Below are 16,375 nucleotides of genomic sequence, written 5' to 3'. Positions count from 1 at the left end.
TATTAATCCAAATAACAAAGGTAAATGTGACCGTGTTGCTGGCGCATATCGCAGCGGTAACGTGCTAAGTGTGCTTGAACGGTAATACTCTTTAGCATGACGCCAGAATGTATGGAAAACAGCCCATTGGGATGAACTGTGTCACCGGTTTCTTCAATAACCCCGCTAACAGGTTGCCCCTGCGAGTCTTTAAGGAAACCGTTGTAAAGTAGATCTAAAGTGATGTTTGCCTGGCTGGAAAAGACTTGGCCGGGATGAGCGCGCACGATATTGACCGGCAGCTGAATATTCATATCTAGATCACTGCGGCCACTGTGTGTACGGACGAAGAAACGATCCTGATAACGTGGAATCGGTATGGCATACACACCACTGCCACCTATTGGATGGCCCTCGGCATGGAAACTGTAAGGGGTGTCTGCCAGATCCGGTGTTTCTATCAGCAATGCAACTCCGCTGTAGCTGCTGCGGCCTAATGCTATGCCTTGTGGGCTAATGGCCAACATGCCGTTATAGCTGATACCGCCATTGGCTATCTTGTTATCGACCCCTGCCCGTGCCGACACATCACCACGGCTACCGCTGCGATGAGCAAAACTGCCGAAACTGTTTGTTTTTCCACTGGTGCTGGCATCAATTCCAATGGAACTGGTGCCATAGTTATCACTAAACTCTTTTTGATAACTGGCACCGGTGGTCCACTGCTGGCTAACATAGGCACTGTTGATGCTGGCACTTTTTTTGAGGAATGACAGCGTGGTATTCAGGAATACGCCGTAATTACTTTGGCTGTTCCATTGCCCACCTTTTTGTACGCCGAGGGATAAAGCAAGGCCATATTGCGGCTGCTGCCAGTCCCAGCGGCCTTGAATACGATGTTGCCGACCATTTTTATATTGATTGAATTGATAACTGAGTTGGGTTGGACCAAAACGACGGCTATAAGAGGCGGACGTGCTGCCCGCATGAGGTGCGTATATCGAGACATCTGGTGTTTGATAACGGGCGACCGATGCATACCCTAAACCCGCATTTCCACCGGTTAAGCGCATATACCCACCACTGCTTTTTTCGCCAGACATCAGCCCCAGTGTTGGGGTGATATTCAGACTGGAAGTCCCTAATGGATGTGAGGCATTGCCTTCGGCTGCCCAATGGTTGGCTGTATCTTTAAGTAGCGTGATATTGGTTTGCAGGCTTTTCATGTTTATGCTGCGGCCAAACTGCACCAAGTGAGGGTGATTATTATCAGGTGCTGCGCCTTTGCCCACGGTCAAGAACCAGCCGTTATTGGTCTGAGTACCAATATTACTGATGGTCTGACTTTCCTGATTGACCACTCTGCCGGTTCGATCCACTAAACGAATCTCAACGTTGTAATAGCCTCCAGGAAGTTGGCTATAATCAATTTCGTTACGTCCCAGTTGTGCAGGGATACGGCGGATAAGCTGATTATCACGATAGATTTCGAAATCGCCATCGCTTGTGGCGTATAGCACCAGGCTACCGGCGGAGGGTTTATCAATAGCCAAATAGCTTTGGCTACCCAGAGTGACGAATTGGTCTAAAGCTGGATTGATTAGGGTATGAATGCTACCCGCGCTGTTATCGAGATTGTTTTGTCGGCCAGCCCGTAAATAGTGAGCCTGAAAATTCTTTTGCAGGTACCAGCTACCGATGCCCATCTGGGTTTGTTGCTGGTATCGTGATTGATTTGCAAATGAGTAATTATTTTTTGTGCGAGTAGTGTTATAAAACCAATGGGTAAAGGCAAAAGATTGAAATGGGAGGCCAAGGTATCCTTGCCCACGCGCTGAAACGGCACGATAATTTTTGGCGGTCAGTCGCAGGTCAAAGGATTGGTTGTGTACCAACCCCCAAGTGGTAACCGGCATTAAATACCGATTGTTGTTATTGGTTATCGTTACAACATGATTTACGTTGTCTATGGTGACGCGATGGTTTGCTAAGTTGTAGTCACAGCCGTTTTTGCATTGTAAATAAGGTATTTGAGGTAAGATTTCTTCTAATAAAGCAATGGATATCTCATCAACCTGATTATTACGATAGAGTGATTTATCGAAACTTAACTGCTGTTGTTCTTCAGAGAAGAACAGCGGACTGGGTAAGGTTTTCCGTCTAATATACCCAATAATTGCCGTGCATTACTTTCGTCTGCTGCGGAGAAACCAGCTGGGACTAAATGTTCAATAGTAATATCCTCGGCCCCAGCCGAGTTAAGTATGGAAAATAAGCAAATAAATAAAGTGACTTTGTTAGTTATTACGTTATTTGTCATGGGATTCCATTCCATTCCATTATTAATAATGGCAATATGTGCGTTCTTATAAATATATTTTATATTGATGGTTTGATTAACACTATTGGGCTTTATTTTTTACTGGAATTGACATACAGCCAAGGGAAACCCCTGACTGTATGTATTAACTATAAGGAAATTATAATGTTCTTATTAGGCTGATGGTTCCATAACAAGTTTAACCGTACCAGTGTATACTTCACCATCTAAGGCATCAACGCTTGCTTTACCAGCCACTGTTAGTACTTGGTTTGCTTTTCCATTGGCTAAGTTAATCGTTTGGTCAGTGGTATGATCTATAGCTAAACCGCCCACCATAACTCCAACTGCTGTAAATTCTTTACCCGTGCCACTGCTTTCTTCTAACTTAAACTCCTCCGCAAGTCTAAGTTTAACTTTATTATATCCATTAATTGAGGATATTTCTATTGGCTGAGAAATATTGTAATTGCCATCACCCAATGTTGTATCATAATCCAACTTCAATTGCTTAATTTCCACACCAGTAGGACTGGTCATTGTCATTTTTACTGAGGATAAAACTTCAACTTCAACATCAATATCTTTGTTTACAGATGCAGCATAAACACTGCTGCTAGCTAATATAGCCATAGTAACGATAGAAAGTAGTGTCTTTTTCATGATAAATACCCAATGGTCCGTTATATATAAACCCTATCCGAATGGAGGGGGAGTTAGTGGCTTCCTCTGCTTATGAGCATATATTGAAAATGATAACGAGGGTGTTAAATTGTCACGTTAATATACCTCCTCATAAGCTGGGAGGAACACTAACATTTTAATTGTCATTGTTTCAAGCAAGAGTTTGTCCTATTTTATTATACTTGATTTCTTATATTTATATATATTATTAATAATATCAATTCATGATATTAAATTATAGGTTTAGGTGTGTTTGTTTTTTATGTTTAAATTTTAGTTGTCGTTGTTTCTATTTTTAGTTTATTTTTAAGGTGAATAATGTAATTAAATTAGTTGTTGGTGTTATTTAATCACTTTATGCATCATGATCGACTCTTTATTTTCATCGTTCATTCATACCTTTGTCATGCTTCTGTCATGTCGGGGTTATATTTCTGTAATGAAAAACTGTCATGTTTGCTTCCGAACAAAAACTGATTTATTTCGCTCATCCACAGAAATTCATTGAGATGGGCCATACAGATTTATTCAGGGGCCAGATATGTTTAACAATGCTATTGGTAAAACGTCGATATGTGTCGCACTGACCTTGGCATTCAGTGCCAATGCGATGGCGGTAACCGAAATTCCTTTCTGGCATTCAATGGAAGGGGAGTTAGGCGTAGAAGTTAACTCGTTAGCTGATCGCTTTAACCAGTCGCATAGCGATTATAAAATTGTGCCGGTCTATAAAGGTAACTACGAACAAAGTCTGGCGGCGGGTATTGCTGCTTTCCGTTCAGGGAAAGCGCCAGCTATTTTGCAGGTTTATGAAGTTGGCACCGCCACAATGATGGCGAGCAAGGCGATTAAGCCGGTTTCCAGGTATTTAAAGACGCCAATATTAATTTTGATGAATCGATTTTCGTCCCGACGGTTGCGGGTTATTACACTGATGCCAAAACCGGTCACTTATTATCTCAGCCATTTAACAGCTCCACGCCGGTGTTGTATTACAACAAAGATGCTTTCAAAAAAGCAGGTTTGAACCCGGATCAACCACCAAAAACGTGGCAGGAACTGGCTGCGGATACAGCAAAATTGCGCGCTGCTGGCTCAAGTTGTGGTTACGCCAGCGGGTGGCAGGGATGGATTCAAATTGAAAACTTCAGTGCCTGGCATGGTCAGCCCATTGCCAGCTGTAATAATGGTTTCGATGGCACCGATGCGGTGTTGGAATTCAATAAGCCTTTGCAGGTTAAGCATATTCAATTGCTGTCTGATATGACCAAAAAAGGTGATTTCACCTATTTTGGACGTAAAGATGAATCAACAGCTAAGTTCTATAACGGTGATTGTGCCATTACCACTGCCTCTTCCGGCTCTCTTGCTGATATCCGCCATTACGCCAAATTTAATTACGGCGTGGGTATGATGCCTTATGACGCGGATGCCAAAAATGCCCCACAAAACGCCATTATTGGCGGAGCCAGCCTGTGGGTGATGGATGGGAAAGACAAAGATACTTATAAGGGCGTAGCTGAATTCCTACAATTCCTGACCCAGCCGGAAATTGCTGCTGAATGGCACCAGAAAACAGGCTACTTGCCTATCACCACCGCCGCTTATGAGCTAACCAAGCAACAGGGCTTCTATGACAAGAATCCAGGTGCTGATGTTGCTACTCGCCAAATGCTGAACAAGCCGCCATTGCCTTACACCAAGGGCTTACGTCTGGGCAATATGCCACAGATTCGCACGGTGGTAGACGAAGAACTGGAAGGTGTTTGGACGGGCAAGAAAACGCCACAGCAAGCATTAGATACCGCCGTATCACGAGGCGATGTGTTGCTGCGTCGTTTCGAGCAAACCAACAAGTAATATTATTTGGCTACTTTACTTGCCAGTTTGGGTGAGATGTTTTGGCACCCAAACTGGCCGTATTCGTCAGGCCAATGACTCTGTGTTGCCATTAGCATCTTGTCCGATAAACGGTTAATTTTATGTCATCTTCCCGTCCTGGTTTTTCCTGTAGTTGGTTACCTTACCTGCTGGTATTACCGCAACTGGCTATTACCGCCGTTTTCTTCTTGTGGCCTGCCGGTGAAGCACTGTGGTATTCGGTACAAATGCTCGATCCATTCGGCCTTTCCAGCGAATTTGTTGGGCTGAGTAACTTTATTGCGCTGTTTCACGATGAATATTATTTAGCTTCATTTTATACCACACTGATTTTTAGCTCTCTGGTGGCGGGAATTGGCTTAGTGGTGTCGCTATTTCTGGCGGCGATGGTGGATTATGTGCTGCGCGGCAGCCGTATCTATCAAACTTTAATGATTCTACCTTATGCCGTAGCCCCTGCCGTGGCGGCAGTGTTGTGGATCTTTTTGTTCAATCCCGGTCTGGGGTTGATCACTCATTTTCTGGCCTCACTCGGCTACAACTGGAATCACGCCCAAAATAGTGGGCAGGCGATGTTTCTGGTGGTATTGGCGTCGGTGTGGAAGCAAATCAGTTATAACTTCTTATTTTTCCTTGCTGCACTGCAATCTATTCCGCGTTCATTAGTTGAAGCCGCAGCCATTGACGGAGCCGGGCCAGTGCGCCGCTTCTTCAATTTGGTCTTGCCGCTGATTTCACCGGTGAGCTTCTTTCTGCTGGTGGTGAATCTGGTTTATGCCTTCTTCGATACTTTCCCGGTAATTGATGCCGCAACAGGCGGTGGCCCGATGCAGGCGACCACCACCCTGATTTATAAAATTTACCGCGAAGGTTTTGCCGGGTTGGATTTATCCAGTTCAGCTGCTCAGTCGGTTGTTCTGATGTTGCTGGTGATTGGCCTGACGGTTATCCAGTTCCGCTTTGTTGAGCGTAAGGTGCGTTACCAATGATTGAGAATCGCCGTGGGCTGGATATCTTTTGCCACGTCATGCTGATTATCGGCGTGCTGTTGATTCTGTTCCCGCTGTACGTGGCTTTTGTCGCGGCGTCTCAGGATGACACTCAGGTGTTCCTGGTGCCAATGACGCTGATTCCTGGCCCGCATTTATGGCAGAACATCAGCCATATTTGGCATGCTGGTGTGGGGAATAACAGCGCACCTTTTGGCTTGATGCTGTTTAATAGCTTTGTGATGGCATTGGCGATTACCGTCGGCAAAATTACGGTATCGATGCTGTCTGCCTATGCCATCGTCTATTTCCGTTTCCCGCTACGTAACCTGTTCTTCTGGCTAATTTTCCTCACCTTAATGCTGCCGGTTGAAGTGCGAATTTTCCCGACGATTCAGGTGATCGCCAACCTGAATATGCTAGATAGCTACACCGGTCTGACTCTGCCGCTGATGGCATCCGCTACCGCAACCTTCTTATTCCGCCAGTTCTTTATGACCTTGCCAGATGAGCTATTGGAAGCGGCGCGCATTGATGGGGCGGGCGCTATGCGCTTTTTCTGGGATATCGTTTTGCCGCTATCGAAAACCAATTTGGCAGCGCTGTTTGTTATCACTTTTATCTATGGTTGGAACCAATATCTCTGGCCAATCCTGATTACCAGCGATGCTTCTATGGGTACGGCGGTAGCGGGAATCAGAAGCATGATTTCCAGTTCAGGCGCTCCAACTCAGTGGAATCAGGTGATGGCAGCAATGATTTTGACTTTAATTCCACCGGTCGCGGTGGTCCTTCTGATGCAGCGTTGGTTTGTACGCGGCCTGGTAGACAGTGAGAAGTAATCTGATATGGCATGTTTAAAGCTTCAGGCAGTAACCAAATCTTATGACGGCGTGACGCCGGTGATAAAGCAGATTGATTTAGATGTCGCTGATGGTGAATTCATCGTGATGGTCGGCCCGTCGGGTTGCGGTAAATCGACACTGCTGCGGATGGTGGCCGGGCTGGAACGCACCACCAGCGGAGATATTTATATTGATAATCAGCGGGTGACGGATCTGGAACCCAAAGATCGTGGCATCGCCATGGTGTTTCAGAACTATGCGCTATATCCCCATATGAGCGTGTTTGACAATATGGCTTATGGCTTGAAAATCCGTGGTTTTGGCAAAGAGCAGATTCGCCAACGCGTGGATGAAGCCGCTCGTATTTTAGAACTAGAGCCACTGCTCAAACGCAAACCGCGCGAGTTATCCGGCGGTCAGCGCCAGCGAGTCGCAATGGGGCGCGCGATTGTGCGCGAACCGGCGGTGTTTCTATTTGACGAGCCGTTGTCCAATCTGGATGCCAAGCTGCGAGTGCAGATGCGCCTTGAGCTGCAACAGTTACATCGGCGATTAAAAACCACCAGTTTGTATGTCACTCATGATCAGGTTGAAGCCATGACGCTGGCCCAGCGGGTGATTGTGATGAACAAAGGTGTGGCGGAGCAAATTGGTACGCCAAGTGAAGTATATCAACACCCTGCGACCCTATTTGTTGCCAGTTTTATTGGCTCACCGGCGATGAACCTGCTAGCCGGAACGGTCAGTTCGGACGGGCACGCCTTTATTTTAGCCGATGGTATGACTCTGCCGCTGGAGGTGCCACGGCCACAATGGGCAGATCGGCGCTTGACCCTGGGTATCCGTCCGGAGCATATTCAGCAAAGGGTATCTCAGCAAAAAACCTCAGCGCAGGGTGTGCCGATGGCTTTATTAACGCTCGAATTATTGGGCGCAGATAATTTGGCGCATGGGCAGTGGGGCGGGCAGAGTGTGATCGCTCGCTTATCCCATGAAGAGATGCCCGCGGCGGGCAGTACGTTATATTTATATCTGCCGCCTGCGGCGCTGCACTTTTTTGATTCAGAAAGCGGACTACGGATGGAATCATGAGTAAAAACTGGCCTTACCCAACTATTGTTGCTCATCGCGGTGGCGGTTCGTTAGCGCCAGAAAATACCTTGGCGGCGATTGATGTCGGCGTGCGTCACGGCCACACCATGATTGAGTTTGATGCCAAGTTATCGCAAGACGGCCAGATATTTCTCCTGCATGACGACACACTGGAGCGCACCAGCAACGGCTGGGGTGTGGCCGGAGATTTACCCTGGGAGAAGCTGATCCAGTTGGATGCCGGTGACTGGTATAGCACCGCATTTCGTGGTGAGCGCCTGCCATTGCTCTCTGAGGTGGCGGCCCGCTGTATCCAGCATGGTATGGCCGCTAATATTGAGATTAAACCGACCACCGGGGCTGAAACTCCCACCGGTCGGGCCATTGCTTTAGCTGCCCGTCTGTTGTGGCAAGGTCAGGTGATTCCACCGTTATTGTCCTCTTTTTCGTTTGATGCATTAGCCGCTGCGCAGCAGGCAGCACCTGAGCTGCCGCGCGGTTTATTACTGGATAAATGGGATGATAACTGGCTGGCAATGATCCGCGAGTTGGATTGCGTCTCTTTGCATATCAACCACAAACAACTGACCGCCGAGCGGGTGGCGTTACTCAAAGCCGCCGGGCTGCGTATTTTGGTTTATACCGTCAACCAACCCGCGCGGGCGCAGGAATTGTTAAATTGGGGCGTTGACTGTGTCTGTACTGACCGTATAGATTTGATATATCCTCGTCCTTGAAGCTACAGGGGCGTTAGCTGCGCTCACTCACCCGAATCACATACTTGTGTATGCTCATCGGGATGTGCTCGTTTGCTGCCTACCTGTAACGCCAATGACTTTGATATAAACAGAACAGGAAACAGAATAGGTCAGCCATTCTTACATTTACGGGCTGACCAGGCCCGGCTTGACAGGAAGTGAACCATGCCCGCCTTTGTTGTTTCGCTCTGGCACCAGATTGTCTTGTCTTCACCGCTGTTTGTTCTGCTCGCGCTGGGTTACTGTTTGGTACGATTGGGTAAATGGCCCTCTACCATCACCGATGGCCTGACCCGTTTTGTCTTCTCCCTCGCGTTACCTGCCATGCTGTTTCGTATGATGTGTGATTTCTCTGAGCGCCCGGCGGTGGATGCTCGCTTGCTGATTGCCTTTTTTGGCAGTTGTCTGGTGGTTTTTGTTATCGGGCGGATTGTTGCCAGCCGGATATTTCATCTGGATGGCGTGTCCGGTTCCGTTTTTGCCCTCGGCGGCATTTTCTCTAATAACGTGATGTTGGGGCTGCCCATCGCTACCATCATGCTGGGGGAAAAGTCTATCCCGGCTGTGGCGTTGGTATTGGTGTTTAACGGATTGATCTTGTGGACATTAGTCACTATATCCGTGGAGTGGGCGCGCAATGGCTCACCAACGTTAGCCGGGTTTGCGAAAACCGCCCGTAGTGTGCTGACTAACCCACTGATTATCGGGATTATATCCGGCACATTATTTAGCCTGACCGGTTTGCAATTGCCGCAATTTATCGACCAACCGGTCACGATGTTAGGGCAGGTGGCTCCGCCGCTGTCATTGATTGTGCTGGGCATGGGCCTGGCGGAATACCGCGTAAGCGAGGGCTGGCAAATCAGCAGTGCCATCTGTTTTTTGAAGCTAATTGTGCAGCCGATGGTTATATGGGCGCTGGCATGGGCAATGAATTTACCGGTGCTGGAAACGCAAGTTGTGGTATTGCTCGGGTCAATGGCAACGGGCGTAAATGTTTATCTGATGTCACGTCAATTTAATGTGCTGACCGGCCCCGCCGCCGCCAGTTTAGTGATGTCCACGGTGCTCGCGGCGGTGACAATCCCACTGATTCTGACCATTATTGGCGTCGGAATGCCTTAACCGCAGAAGATAAGTTTTCACCAGCGAATCATGCCCCTACCTGCGGACAGGACTCATTTGGTTTATTTTTGCTCAGATGTAAACCTACTCCGCATGAAAATTATATTCCGCTTCCGCTACAATGGCGCATTGTCATCTTATTGAGCCAACTATTGTGTTGTTACTGGTCATTACCACCATCTTATGGGCGTTCTCTTTTAGCCTGATTGGCGAATATCTGGCCGGACAGGTGGACAGCTGGTTCTCTGTGCTGATGCGTGTCGGGCTGGCTGCACTGGTCTTTTTGCCATTCCTGCGTTGGCGCAATATCCACTGGCGGGTGATTTTATTGTATATGGTGGTGGGTGCAATTCAGTTAGGGATCATGTACTTGTTTGTCTTCCGCGCCTATCTCTACCTGAGTGTGCCGGAGTTTCTGCTGTTCACCGTGATGACGCCGCTGTATGTCACATTAATCTATGATTTGCTGCGCCGTCAGCGCTTGCGGTGGGGCTATGCCCTCAGTGCCTTGCTGGCTGTGGCTGGGGCGGCAATCATTCGTTATGACCATTTAAGCGAACATTTTTGGTGGGGATTGATATTGGTTCAGGCGGCCAATATCTGTTTTGCCATCGGGCAGGTGGGCTACAAACGGCTGATGGAAGTCCATCCTATCCCGCAGCATGTGGCCTTTTCATGGTTCTATGTTGGTGCTTTGATTGTTGCTGTCATTGCCTGGTTTGCTTTCGGCAATCCACAAAAACTGCCCACCACGCCGTTGCAGTGGGGGGTGCTGGTTTGGCTCGGTGTCGGGGCTTCGGCCTTGGGCTACTTCATGTGGAACTATGGTGCGACACAAGTTGATGCCGGCACCCTGGGTATCATGAATAACGTGCATGTTCCGGCTGGGTTACTGGTGAATCTGGCCATTTGGCAAGAAAAGCCCCATTGGCCCAGCTTTATCATTGGGGCAATGGTGATAATGGCTTCGCTATGGGTACACCGGCGTTGGGTCGCTCCGCATTCTTTACAAACGGCAGACTCTCACAAGCGTGTTGCCGGGCGGAACGAATAAAAGCTTCAGTGACCGGTTGGCGCTGTTCCCCGTCTCGGACGGCAGCGTATAACCGGCTCCACAAACCATTTCCCAGTGTTTTCGTCACCACCAGCCCCTGACGCTCGAAGCTCTCAACTACCCAGTGTGGCAGGGCGGCGATCCCCATTCGTGCTGAGACCATTTGGATCAGCAGCAAGGTGTTATCAACATTTTTCAATGCGGGATTGATCCCCGCCGGTTGCAGAAAATGCCGCCAGATATCCAATCGTTGACGCTGCACCGGGTAAATCATTAACACTTCTTGCGCTAAATCTTCCGGTTCGATACGCGCTTTATTGGCTAATGGATGGTCAGGTGCCAATACCAAACGCACCTCAAAATCAAACATCGGCGAATAATGCAGGCCACTGCGCGGCAAGATATCGGACGTCAGCACCAGATCCAACTCCCCTTGCTGCAAGGCGGGTTGTGGATCGAAAGTCACGCCTGATTTGAAGTCCATCGCCACTTGTGGCCAGCTTTTGTGGAAATTATCCAGCGCGGGTGTCAGCCACTGAATACAACTATGGCATTCGATGGCGATACGCAGCGCGGTTTGGTGTGGTTCGTTACAGGTTTGCAGCGCTTGCTTGATTTGCGGCAGCACTTGTTCCGCTAATTGCAACAGGATCTCACCTTGCGTTGTGAAACGTAATGGCTGGCTTTTACGCACAAACAGACGAAAACCCAGGCGCTGTTCCAGATCACTGAATTGATGGGACAACGCCGATTGAGTCTGATGAAGTTGTGTTGCCGCCGCCGCCAGTGAGCCGGTATTACGCAGAGCTTGCAGGGTGCGTAAGTGTTTTAGTTCGATCATGAGAGTCCTTCACAGTGACAGTGAACAAATTGCGCTTGTGATTAATACAGTACCTGCTGATTATGGATGTGTAAACATCTGGACGGCTAAATGGGAAATAAGACGATGACAATTTTAAATCACACACTGGGTTTTCCGCGTGTAGGTCTGAAACGTGAACTGAAAAAAGCACAAGAAAGTTACTGGGCAGGCAACTCCACGCAAGAAGAATTGCTCAATGTGGGTCGTGAATTGCGCGCCCGCCATTGGCAACAGCAACAGCAAGCTGGCGTTGATTTAGTGCCAGTCGGTGATTTCGCCTGGTATGACCATGTCCTGACCACCAGTTTGCTGCTGGGTAATGTCCCGGAGCGCCATCAGAATGCTGATGGTTCGATTGATTTGGATACCTTGTTCCGCATTGGCCGTGGCCGCGCACCCACCGGTAAACCGGCGGCAGCGGCAGAAATGACCAAATGGTTTAATACCAATTATCACTACATGGTGCCAGAGTTCCAACAAGGCCAGCAGTTCAAACTGGGCTGGACTCAGCTGCTGGATGAAGTGGATGAAGCACTGGCATTAGGTCACAAAATCAAGCCGGTACTGCTTGGCCCGGTAACCTATCTGTGGCTGGGTAAAGTGAAAGGTGAGCAGTTTGATCGCTTGTCATTATTGAAAGACATTCTGCCGGTGTACCAGCAAGTGTTGGGCGAATTGGCCAAACGCGGTATCGAGTGGGTGCAAATTGACGAACCGGCATTGGTGCTGGAATTGCCACAAGCGTGGCTGGATGCTTATCAACCGGCTTATCAAGCGCTGCAAGGTCAGGTTAAATTGTTGCTGACCACCTATTTCGACAGTATCGCTCATAACCTCGACACCATTCGCGCTCTGCCAGTGCAAGGGCTGCATGTTGATGTGGTTGCCGGTCAGGATGATATTGCTGAGCTGAATGCAAAATTGCCGCAAGCGTGGTTGCTATCACTGGGCGTTATCAATGGTCGTAACGTATGGCGTGCCGATCTGAGTCACTGGTTTGAACGCTTGCAACCGCTGGTGAATAGCCGCCCGCTGTGGCTGGGGAGTTCTTGTTCCTTATTGCACAGCCCGATTGATTTAAGTGAAGAAACGCGTCTTGATGCCGAAGTGAAGAGCTGGTTTGCTTTCGCCCTGCAAAAATGTGCCGAACTGGCGCTACTGACTCAGGCATTGAATGCCCCCAGTGACGCTAAACTGGCTGAATTGGCGGTTTACAGCGCCCCAATCCGCGCTCGTCGCGCTTCCAGCCGTGTGCATAATCCACAAGTAGAACAGCGTCTGGCGGCAATTACTGCGCAAGATATTGAACGCCAACTGCCTTATGAAGGCCGTGCCGAAGCGCAGCGTAAGCGCTTTAATTTACCCGCCTGGCCGACCACGACCATCGGCTCATTCCCACAAACCACCGAGATCCGTGGCTTGCGTTTGGACTTCAAGCAAGGCCGCCTGGATGGTAAAAAATACCGCACCGGTATTAGCGAACACATCAAACAAGCGATTGCTGAACAGGAACGTTTGGGGCTGGATGTGTTGGTTCATGGTGAAGCTGAACGTAATGACATGGTGGAATATTTCGGCGAGCATCTGGACGGTTTTGTCTTTACACAAAATGGTTGGGTACAGAGCTACGGTTCACGTTGCGTTAAGCCGCCGGTCATTATTGGTGATATCAGCCGCCCTGAAGCCATTACCGTTGAATGGGCGAAATATGCTCAATCACTGACCGATAAACCGGTAAAAGGCATGTTGACCGGGCCGGTGACCATTCTGTGTTGGTCATTCCCACGCGAGGATGTCAGCCGCGAAACCATCGCGAAGCAAATTGCGTTGGCACTGCGTGATGAAGTGGAAGACCTGGAAAAAGCCGGTATCGGTATCATCCAGATTGATGAACCCGCGCTGCGTGAAGGCCTGCCTTTGCGCCGTGCTGACTGGCAAGCTTATCTACAGTGGGCGGTTGATGCTTTTAAATTGAATGCTGCGGTTGCGCAAAACGATACTCAGATTCACACCCATATGTGTTATTGCGAATTCAATGACATCATGGATTCTATTGCTGCGCTGGATGCTGATGTAATTACCATCGAAACCTCCCGCTCAGATATGGAACTGTTGGAATCATTTGAAGATTTCGCGTATCCGAATGAAATTGGTCCCGGTGTTTATGATATTCACTCGCCGAATGTGCCAAGTGTGGAATGGATTGAAGCTTTACTGCGCAAAGCGGCCCAGCGTATCCCGGCGGAACGTCTGTGGGTTAACCCCGACTGTGGCCTGAAAACCCGGGGTTGGCCGGAAACCCGTCAAGCGCTGGCAAACATGGTGCTGGCAGCACAACGTCTGCGTGAAGAACAAGTCTGATTAATAACGGTTTACTCTGTGTTGTGAGACTTTGGGCGCATATTTTGCGCCCTTTTTTATGGCGGTTATTTATCATCTTCGGTAACAGGATTAGCGGCAACTCCGTGCTGTGCAAACCAGTCAAACATGCGCTGCCAGCCATCAAGAGCCGATTCTTCATGGTAGCTTGGGCGGTAATCAGCATTAAATGCGTGCCCTGCATCTGGATAAACAATGATTTCGGCATCAGCATTTGCTGCTCGTAATGCCTGACGCATGGTATCGATATGCTCCTGCGTGATACTACCGTCTTTACCGCCATACAGCCCCAGCACCGGGGCGTTAAGGTCGGCGGCAACATCAACCGGATATTTTGGCAGTAGCAAGGTTTTCTCCCCGACCAATTTACCATACCAGGCCACTGCGGCTTTCAGTTGCGGATTATGGGCGGCATATAACCATGCAATGCGCCCACCCCAGCAAAATCCCGTGATGGCTAATTTGCTGGGGTCGCCACCGTGAAGGAATGCCCAGTGAGCCGTATGATCAAGATCGACCATCACCTGTCGGTTAGGTACTTTACTGACTAAGTTTCTCACTAATGCGTTGATATCATGGTATTCTTTGGCGTCCCCTTGGCGGAAAAACAGCTCAGGAGCAATGGCCAGATAACCCTGCTTTGCCAATCTGCGGCAGATATCTTGAATGTGCTCATGCACACCAAAGATTTCTTGCACCACAATCACCACCGGATATGGCCCCGAGTGTTGCGCTGGCTTGGCAATGTAAGCCGGCAACTCATCGCCTTGAGAAGGGATGGTGGTTTCTATGCAGTGAATACCTTGTTGGTCGGTATGACGTATCGTCGAGGCCAGAGGATCTACTGCGGGTGTGAATCCGCTTGTCGCCTGCCTGAGAGTCATAGATTGATCAGTTTTCACGGTGGTCTCCTTATGAAATGAGGAAAGTATGACTCGGTAAATCGTATTGGGTTGAGCTATCCATTGCCCTTGATATTTACTGTTGACGACTTTAACTATAGGTAATCTTTGGGATTAATGAGATGAGGTTTACAGTAATTAAGCATTTTATTGCGGCATGAGTACGGTAGATAAGTCAGTTGCTGATAAGAGGATATTCATCCAACATTGCTCAATGAGTCCTACTATTGATATTCATATATAAATCACTACTGTGGTGGGCGGTGTTTGTATGAAGTTCAGGCTATATAGCCTTGGATTGTGATTTAAGTCACATTTTTAATGTATTTGTATTTATCATTTCTTTTATCAAAGTGATTGTCGTCACGAAATTATGTGATGATTTTGAGTAAAGTATTCCTTTATACCTCCCTATATTCCTAAATAATTCGAGTTGCAGGAAGGCGGTAAGTGAATGACAACTCGGTGAAAACCGATTTGAACCGCATTTATGCTAGCCCGTAGGATGAGTCTCTTTGAGGCTCATTAATCCCGATGAATTTACATAAGTAATTGATTCGGTAGGGTTAAAAGTAGCCAGCGCACATGCAGCTCGAAGTATGACGGACATAACATCTCTCATGACAGAGGAGTCTCACACATGGCTAAATCCGACGTTTTTCACTTGGGCCTGACTAAAAATGATCTGCAAGGGGCGACTCTGGCGATCGTTCCGGGTGATCCACAGCGTGTTGAGAAAATCGCTAAATTGATGGATAACCCAGTGCATCTGGCTTCACATCGTGAATTTACCTCATGGCGTGCCGAACTCGATGGCAAAGCTGTGATTGTCTGCTCAACCGGTATCGGTGGCCCGTCAACTTCTATTGCAGTTGAAGAGTTGGCACAACTTGGTGTGCGGACGTTTCTGCGTATTGGTACTACTGGCGCTATTCAGCCACATATTAATGTCGGTGATGTTTTGGTCACCACCGCAGCGGTGCGTTTAGACGGTGCCAGCTTGCACTTTGCACCAATGGAATTCCCGGCGGTGGCTGATTTTGATTGCACCACGGCATTAGTTAACGCGGCTAAGTCAGTCGGTGCGACGACTCATATTGGCGTTACCGCGTCTTCAGATACTTTCTATCCAGGGCAGGAACGTTACGATACCTACTCTGGCCGCGTAGTTAGCCGTTTTAAAGGTTCTATGGAAGAATGGCAATCTATGGGCGTGATGAATTATGAAATGGAATCTGCCACTCTGCTGACAATGTGTGCCAGCCAAGGATTGCGTGCCGGTATGGTCGCAGGGGTGATTGTTAACCGCACTCAACAAGAGATCCCGAACGAAGAAACCATGAAAGCAACTGAAAGCCATGCAGTAAAAATTGTCGTTGAAGCGGCTCGCCACCTGCTGTAATACATACGGCTGATGGGTAAGTAACCCGCAATAAGCGAATCAATGAATACCAAATAAGCGGGTCAGTTTACTGGCTCGTTTTTTATTTCAGCGCTTTATCTGG

At 48.4% G+C, this 16,375-nt stretch carries 11 protein-coding genes and 2 pseudogenes; 9 read left to right on the top strand and 4 right to left on the bottom strand.

The window, feature by feature from the left end:
- Positions 1-2 precede the first annotated feature (2 nt).
- Together YALDO0001_RS13420 and YALDO0001_RS13415 are read right to left on the bottom strand one after the other, a co-directional pair.
- Positions 3-2,314, bottom strand: a pseudogene (locus tag YALDO0001_RS13420) (TcfC E-set like domain-containing protein).
- 159 nt (positions 2,315-2,473) lie between these two features.
- Entirely contained in the window at positions 2,474-2,962 is a 489-nt protein-coding gene (locus tag YALDO0001_RS13415; protein ID WP_042840053.1) for a CS1 type fimbrial major subunit, read from the bottom strand.
- Between the two features lie 562 nt (positions 2,963-3,524).
- Here YALDO0001_RS13415 and ugpB point away from each other — a divergent pair.
- The 7 genes and pseudogenes from ugpB to YALDO0001_RS13380 all read left to right on the top strand — a co-directional run bounded on the left by ugpB (position 3,525) and on the right by YALDO0001_RS13380 (position 10,727).
- Positions 3,525-4,843 (top strand): annotated as a pseudogene (ugpB, locus tag YALDO0001_RS13410) (sn-glycerol-3-phosphate ABC transporter substrate-binding protein UgpB).
- A gap of 122 nt (positions 4,844-4,965) precedes the next feature.
- Positions 4,966-5,853 carry a sn-glycerol-3-phosphate ABC transporter permease UgpA gene (gene ugpA, locus YALDO0001_RS13405; protein ID WP_004703935.1) on the top strand — a complete coding sequence of 296 codons (888 nt, stop codon included), beginning with the start codon at positions 4,966-4,968 and terminating at the stop codon, positions 5,851-5,853.
- On the top strand, positions 5,850-6,695 hold the full coding sequence (gene ugpE / locus YALDO0001_RS13400; protein WP_042840051.1) for a sn-glycerol-3-phosphate ABC transporter permease UgpE: 846 nt from the start codon (positions 5,850-5,852) through the stop codon (positions 6,693-6,695). The genes ugpA and ugpE overlap by 4 nt, the downstream gene beginning before the upstream one ends.
- Positions 6,696-6,701: 6 nt before the next feature.
- On the top strand, positions 6,702-7,790 hold the full coding sequence (locus YALDO0001_RS13395; RefSeq protein ID WP_004703933.1) for a sn-glycerol-3-phosphate import ATP-binding protein UgpC: 1,089 nt from the start codon (positions 6,702-6,704) through the stop codon (positions 7,788-7,790).
- Positions 7,787-8,527, top strand: coding sequence for a glycerophosphodiester phosphodiesterase (ugpQ, locus tag YALDO0001_RS13390; protein WP_042840050.1), 741 nt, complete (start codon positions 7,787-7,789; stop codon positions 8,525-8,527). Before YALDO0001_RS13395 ends, ugpQ begins: the two co-directional genes overlap by 4 nt.
- 186 nt (positions 8,528-8,713) lie before the next feature.
- On the top strand, positions 8,714-9,673 hold the full coding sequence (locus YALDO0001_RS13385) for an AEC family transporter (RefSeq protein WP_004703931.1): 960 nt from the start codon (positions 8,714-8,716) through the stop codon (positions 9,671-9,673).
- Positions 9,674-9,827: 154 nt separating this feature from the next.
- Entirely contained in the window at positions 9,828-10,727 is a 900-nt protein-coding gene (locus tag YALDO0001_RS13380; protein ID WP_042840062.1) for a carboxylate/amino acid/amine transporter, read from the top strand.
- On the opposite strand, the gene metR is transcribed toward YALDO0001_RS13380, so the two are convergent.
- Positions 10,615-11,568 carry an HTH-type transcriptional regulator MetR gene (gene metR / locus YALDO0001_RS13375; protein ID WP_004703930.1) on the bottom strand — a complete coding sequence of 318 codons (954 nt, stop codon included), beginning with the start codon at positions 11,566-11,568 and terminating at the stop codon, positions 10,615-10,617. The genes YALDO0001_RS13380 and metR overlap by 113 nt on opposite strands.
- A 105-nt stretch (positions 11,569-11,673) precedes the next feature.
- Between metR and metE the strand changes: the two genes are divergently transcribed.
- Positions 11,674-13,950, top strand: a complete 2,277-nt coding sequence (gene metE / locus YALDO0001_RS13370; protein WP_082168007.1) for a 5-methyltetrahydropteroyltriglutamate--homocysteine S-methyltransferase — start codon at positions 11,674-11,676, stop codon at positions 13,948-13,950.
- A gap of 65 nt (positions 13,951-14,015) precedes the next feature.
- Here metE and YALDO0001_RS13365 read toward each other — a convergent pair whose 3' ends face one another.
- The gene (locus YALDO0001_RS13365; protein ID WP_042840049.1) at positions 14,016-14,870 is read right to left on the bottom strand and encodes a dienelactone hydrolase family protein; all 855 of its coding nucleotides are present in this window, start codon (positions 14,868-14,870) and stop codon (positions 14,016-14,018) included.
- Between the two features lie 640 nt (positions 14,871-15,510).
- On the opposite strand from YALDO0001_RS13365, the gene udp reads away from it, so the two are divergent.
- The gene (udp, locus tag YALDO0001_RS13360) at positions 15,511-16,272 is read left to right on the top strand and encodes a uridine phosphorylase (RefSeq protein WP_004703927.1); all 762 of its coding nucleotides are present in this window, start codon (positions 15,511-15,513) and stop codon (positions 16,270-16,272) included.
- The last annotated feature ends 103 nt before the right edge of the window (positions 16,273-16,375 follow it).

Origin of the sequence: Yersinia aldovae ATCC 35236 (assembly GCF_000173735.1) — a bacterium.
GTDB classification, from domain to species: domain Bacteria; phylum Pseudomonadota; class Gammaproteobacteria; order Enterobacterales; family Enterobacteriaceae; genus Yersinia; species Yersinia aldovae.
The sequence above is the reverse complement of the archived record's forward strand: the minus strand, read 5'-3'. Positions and strand labels throughout refer to the sequence as shown.

Coding starts and splice junctions, on each gene's coding strand:
- YALDO0001_RS13415 (WP_042840053.1), bottom strand. CDS start 2,962: ATGAAAAAGACACTACTTTCTATCGTTACTATGGCTATATTAGCTAGC.
- ugpA (WP_004703935.1), top strand. CDS start 4,966: ATGTCATCTTCCCGTCCTGGTTTTTCCTGTAGTTGGTTACCTTACCTG.
- ugpE (WP_042840051.1), top strand. CDS start 5,850: ATGATTGAGAATCGCCGTGGGCTGGATATCTTTTGCCACGTCATGCTG.
- YALDO0001_RS13395 (WP_004703933.1), top strand. CDS start 6,702: ATGGCATGTTTAAAGCTTCAGGCAGTAACCAAATCTTATGACGGCGTG.
- ugpQ (WP_042840050.1), top strand. CDS start 7,787: ATGAGTAAAAACTGGCCTTACCCAACTATTGTTGCTCATCGCGGTGGC.
- YALDO0001_RS13385 (WP_004703931.1), top strand. CDS start 8,714: ATGCCCGCCTTTGTTGTTTCGCTCTGGCACCAGATTGTCTTGTCTTCA.
- metR (WP_004703930.1), bottom strand. CDS start 11,568: ATGATCGAACTAAAACACTTACGCACCCTGCAAGCTCTGCGTAATACC.
- metE (WP_082168007.1), top strand. CDS start 11,674: ATGACAATTTTAAATCACACACTGGGTTTTCCGCGTGTAGGTCTGAAA.
- udp (WP_004703927.1), top strand. CDS start 15,511: ATGGCTAAATCCGACGTTTTTCACTTGGGCCTGACTAAAAATGATCTG.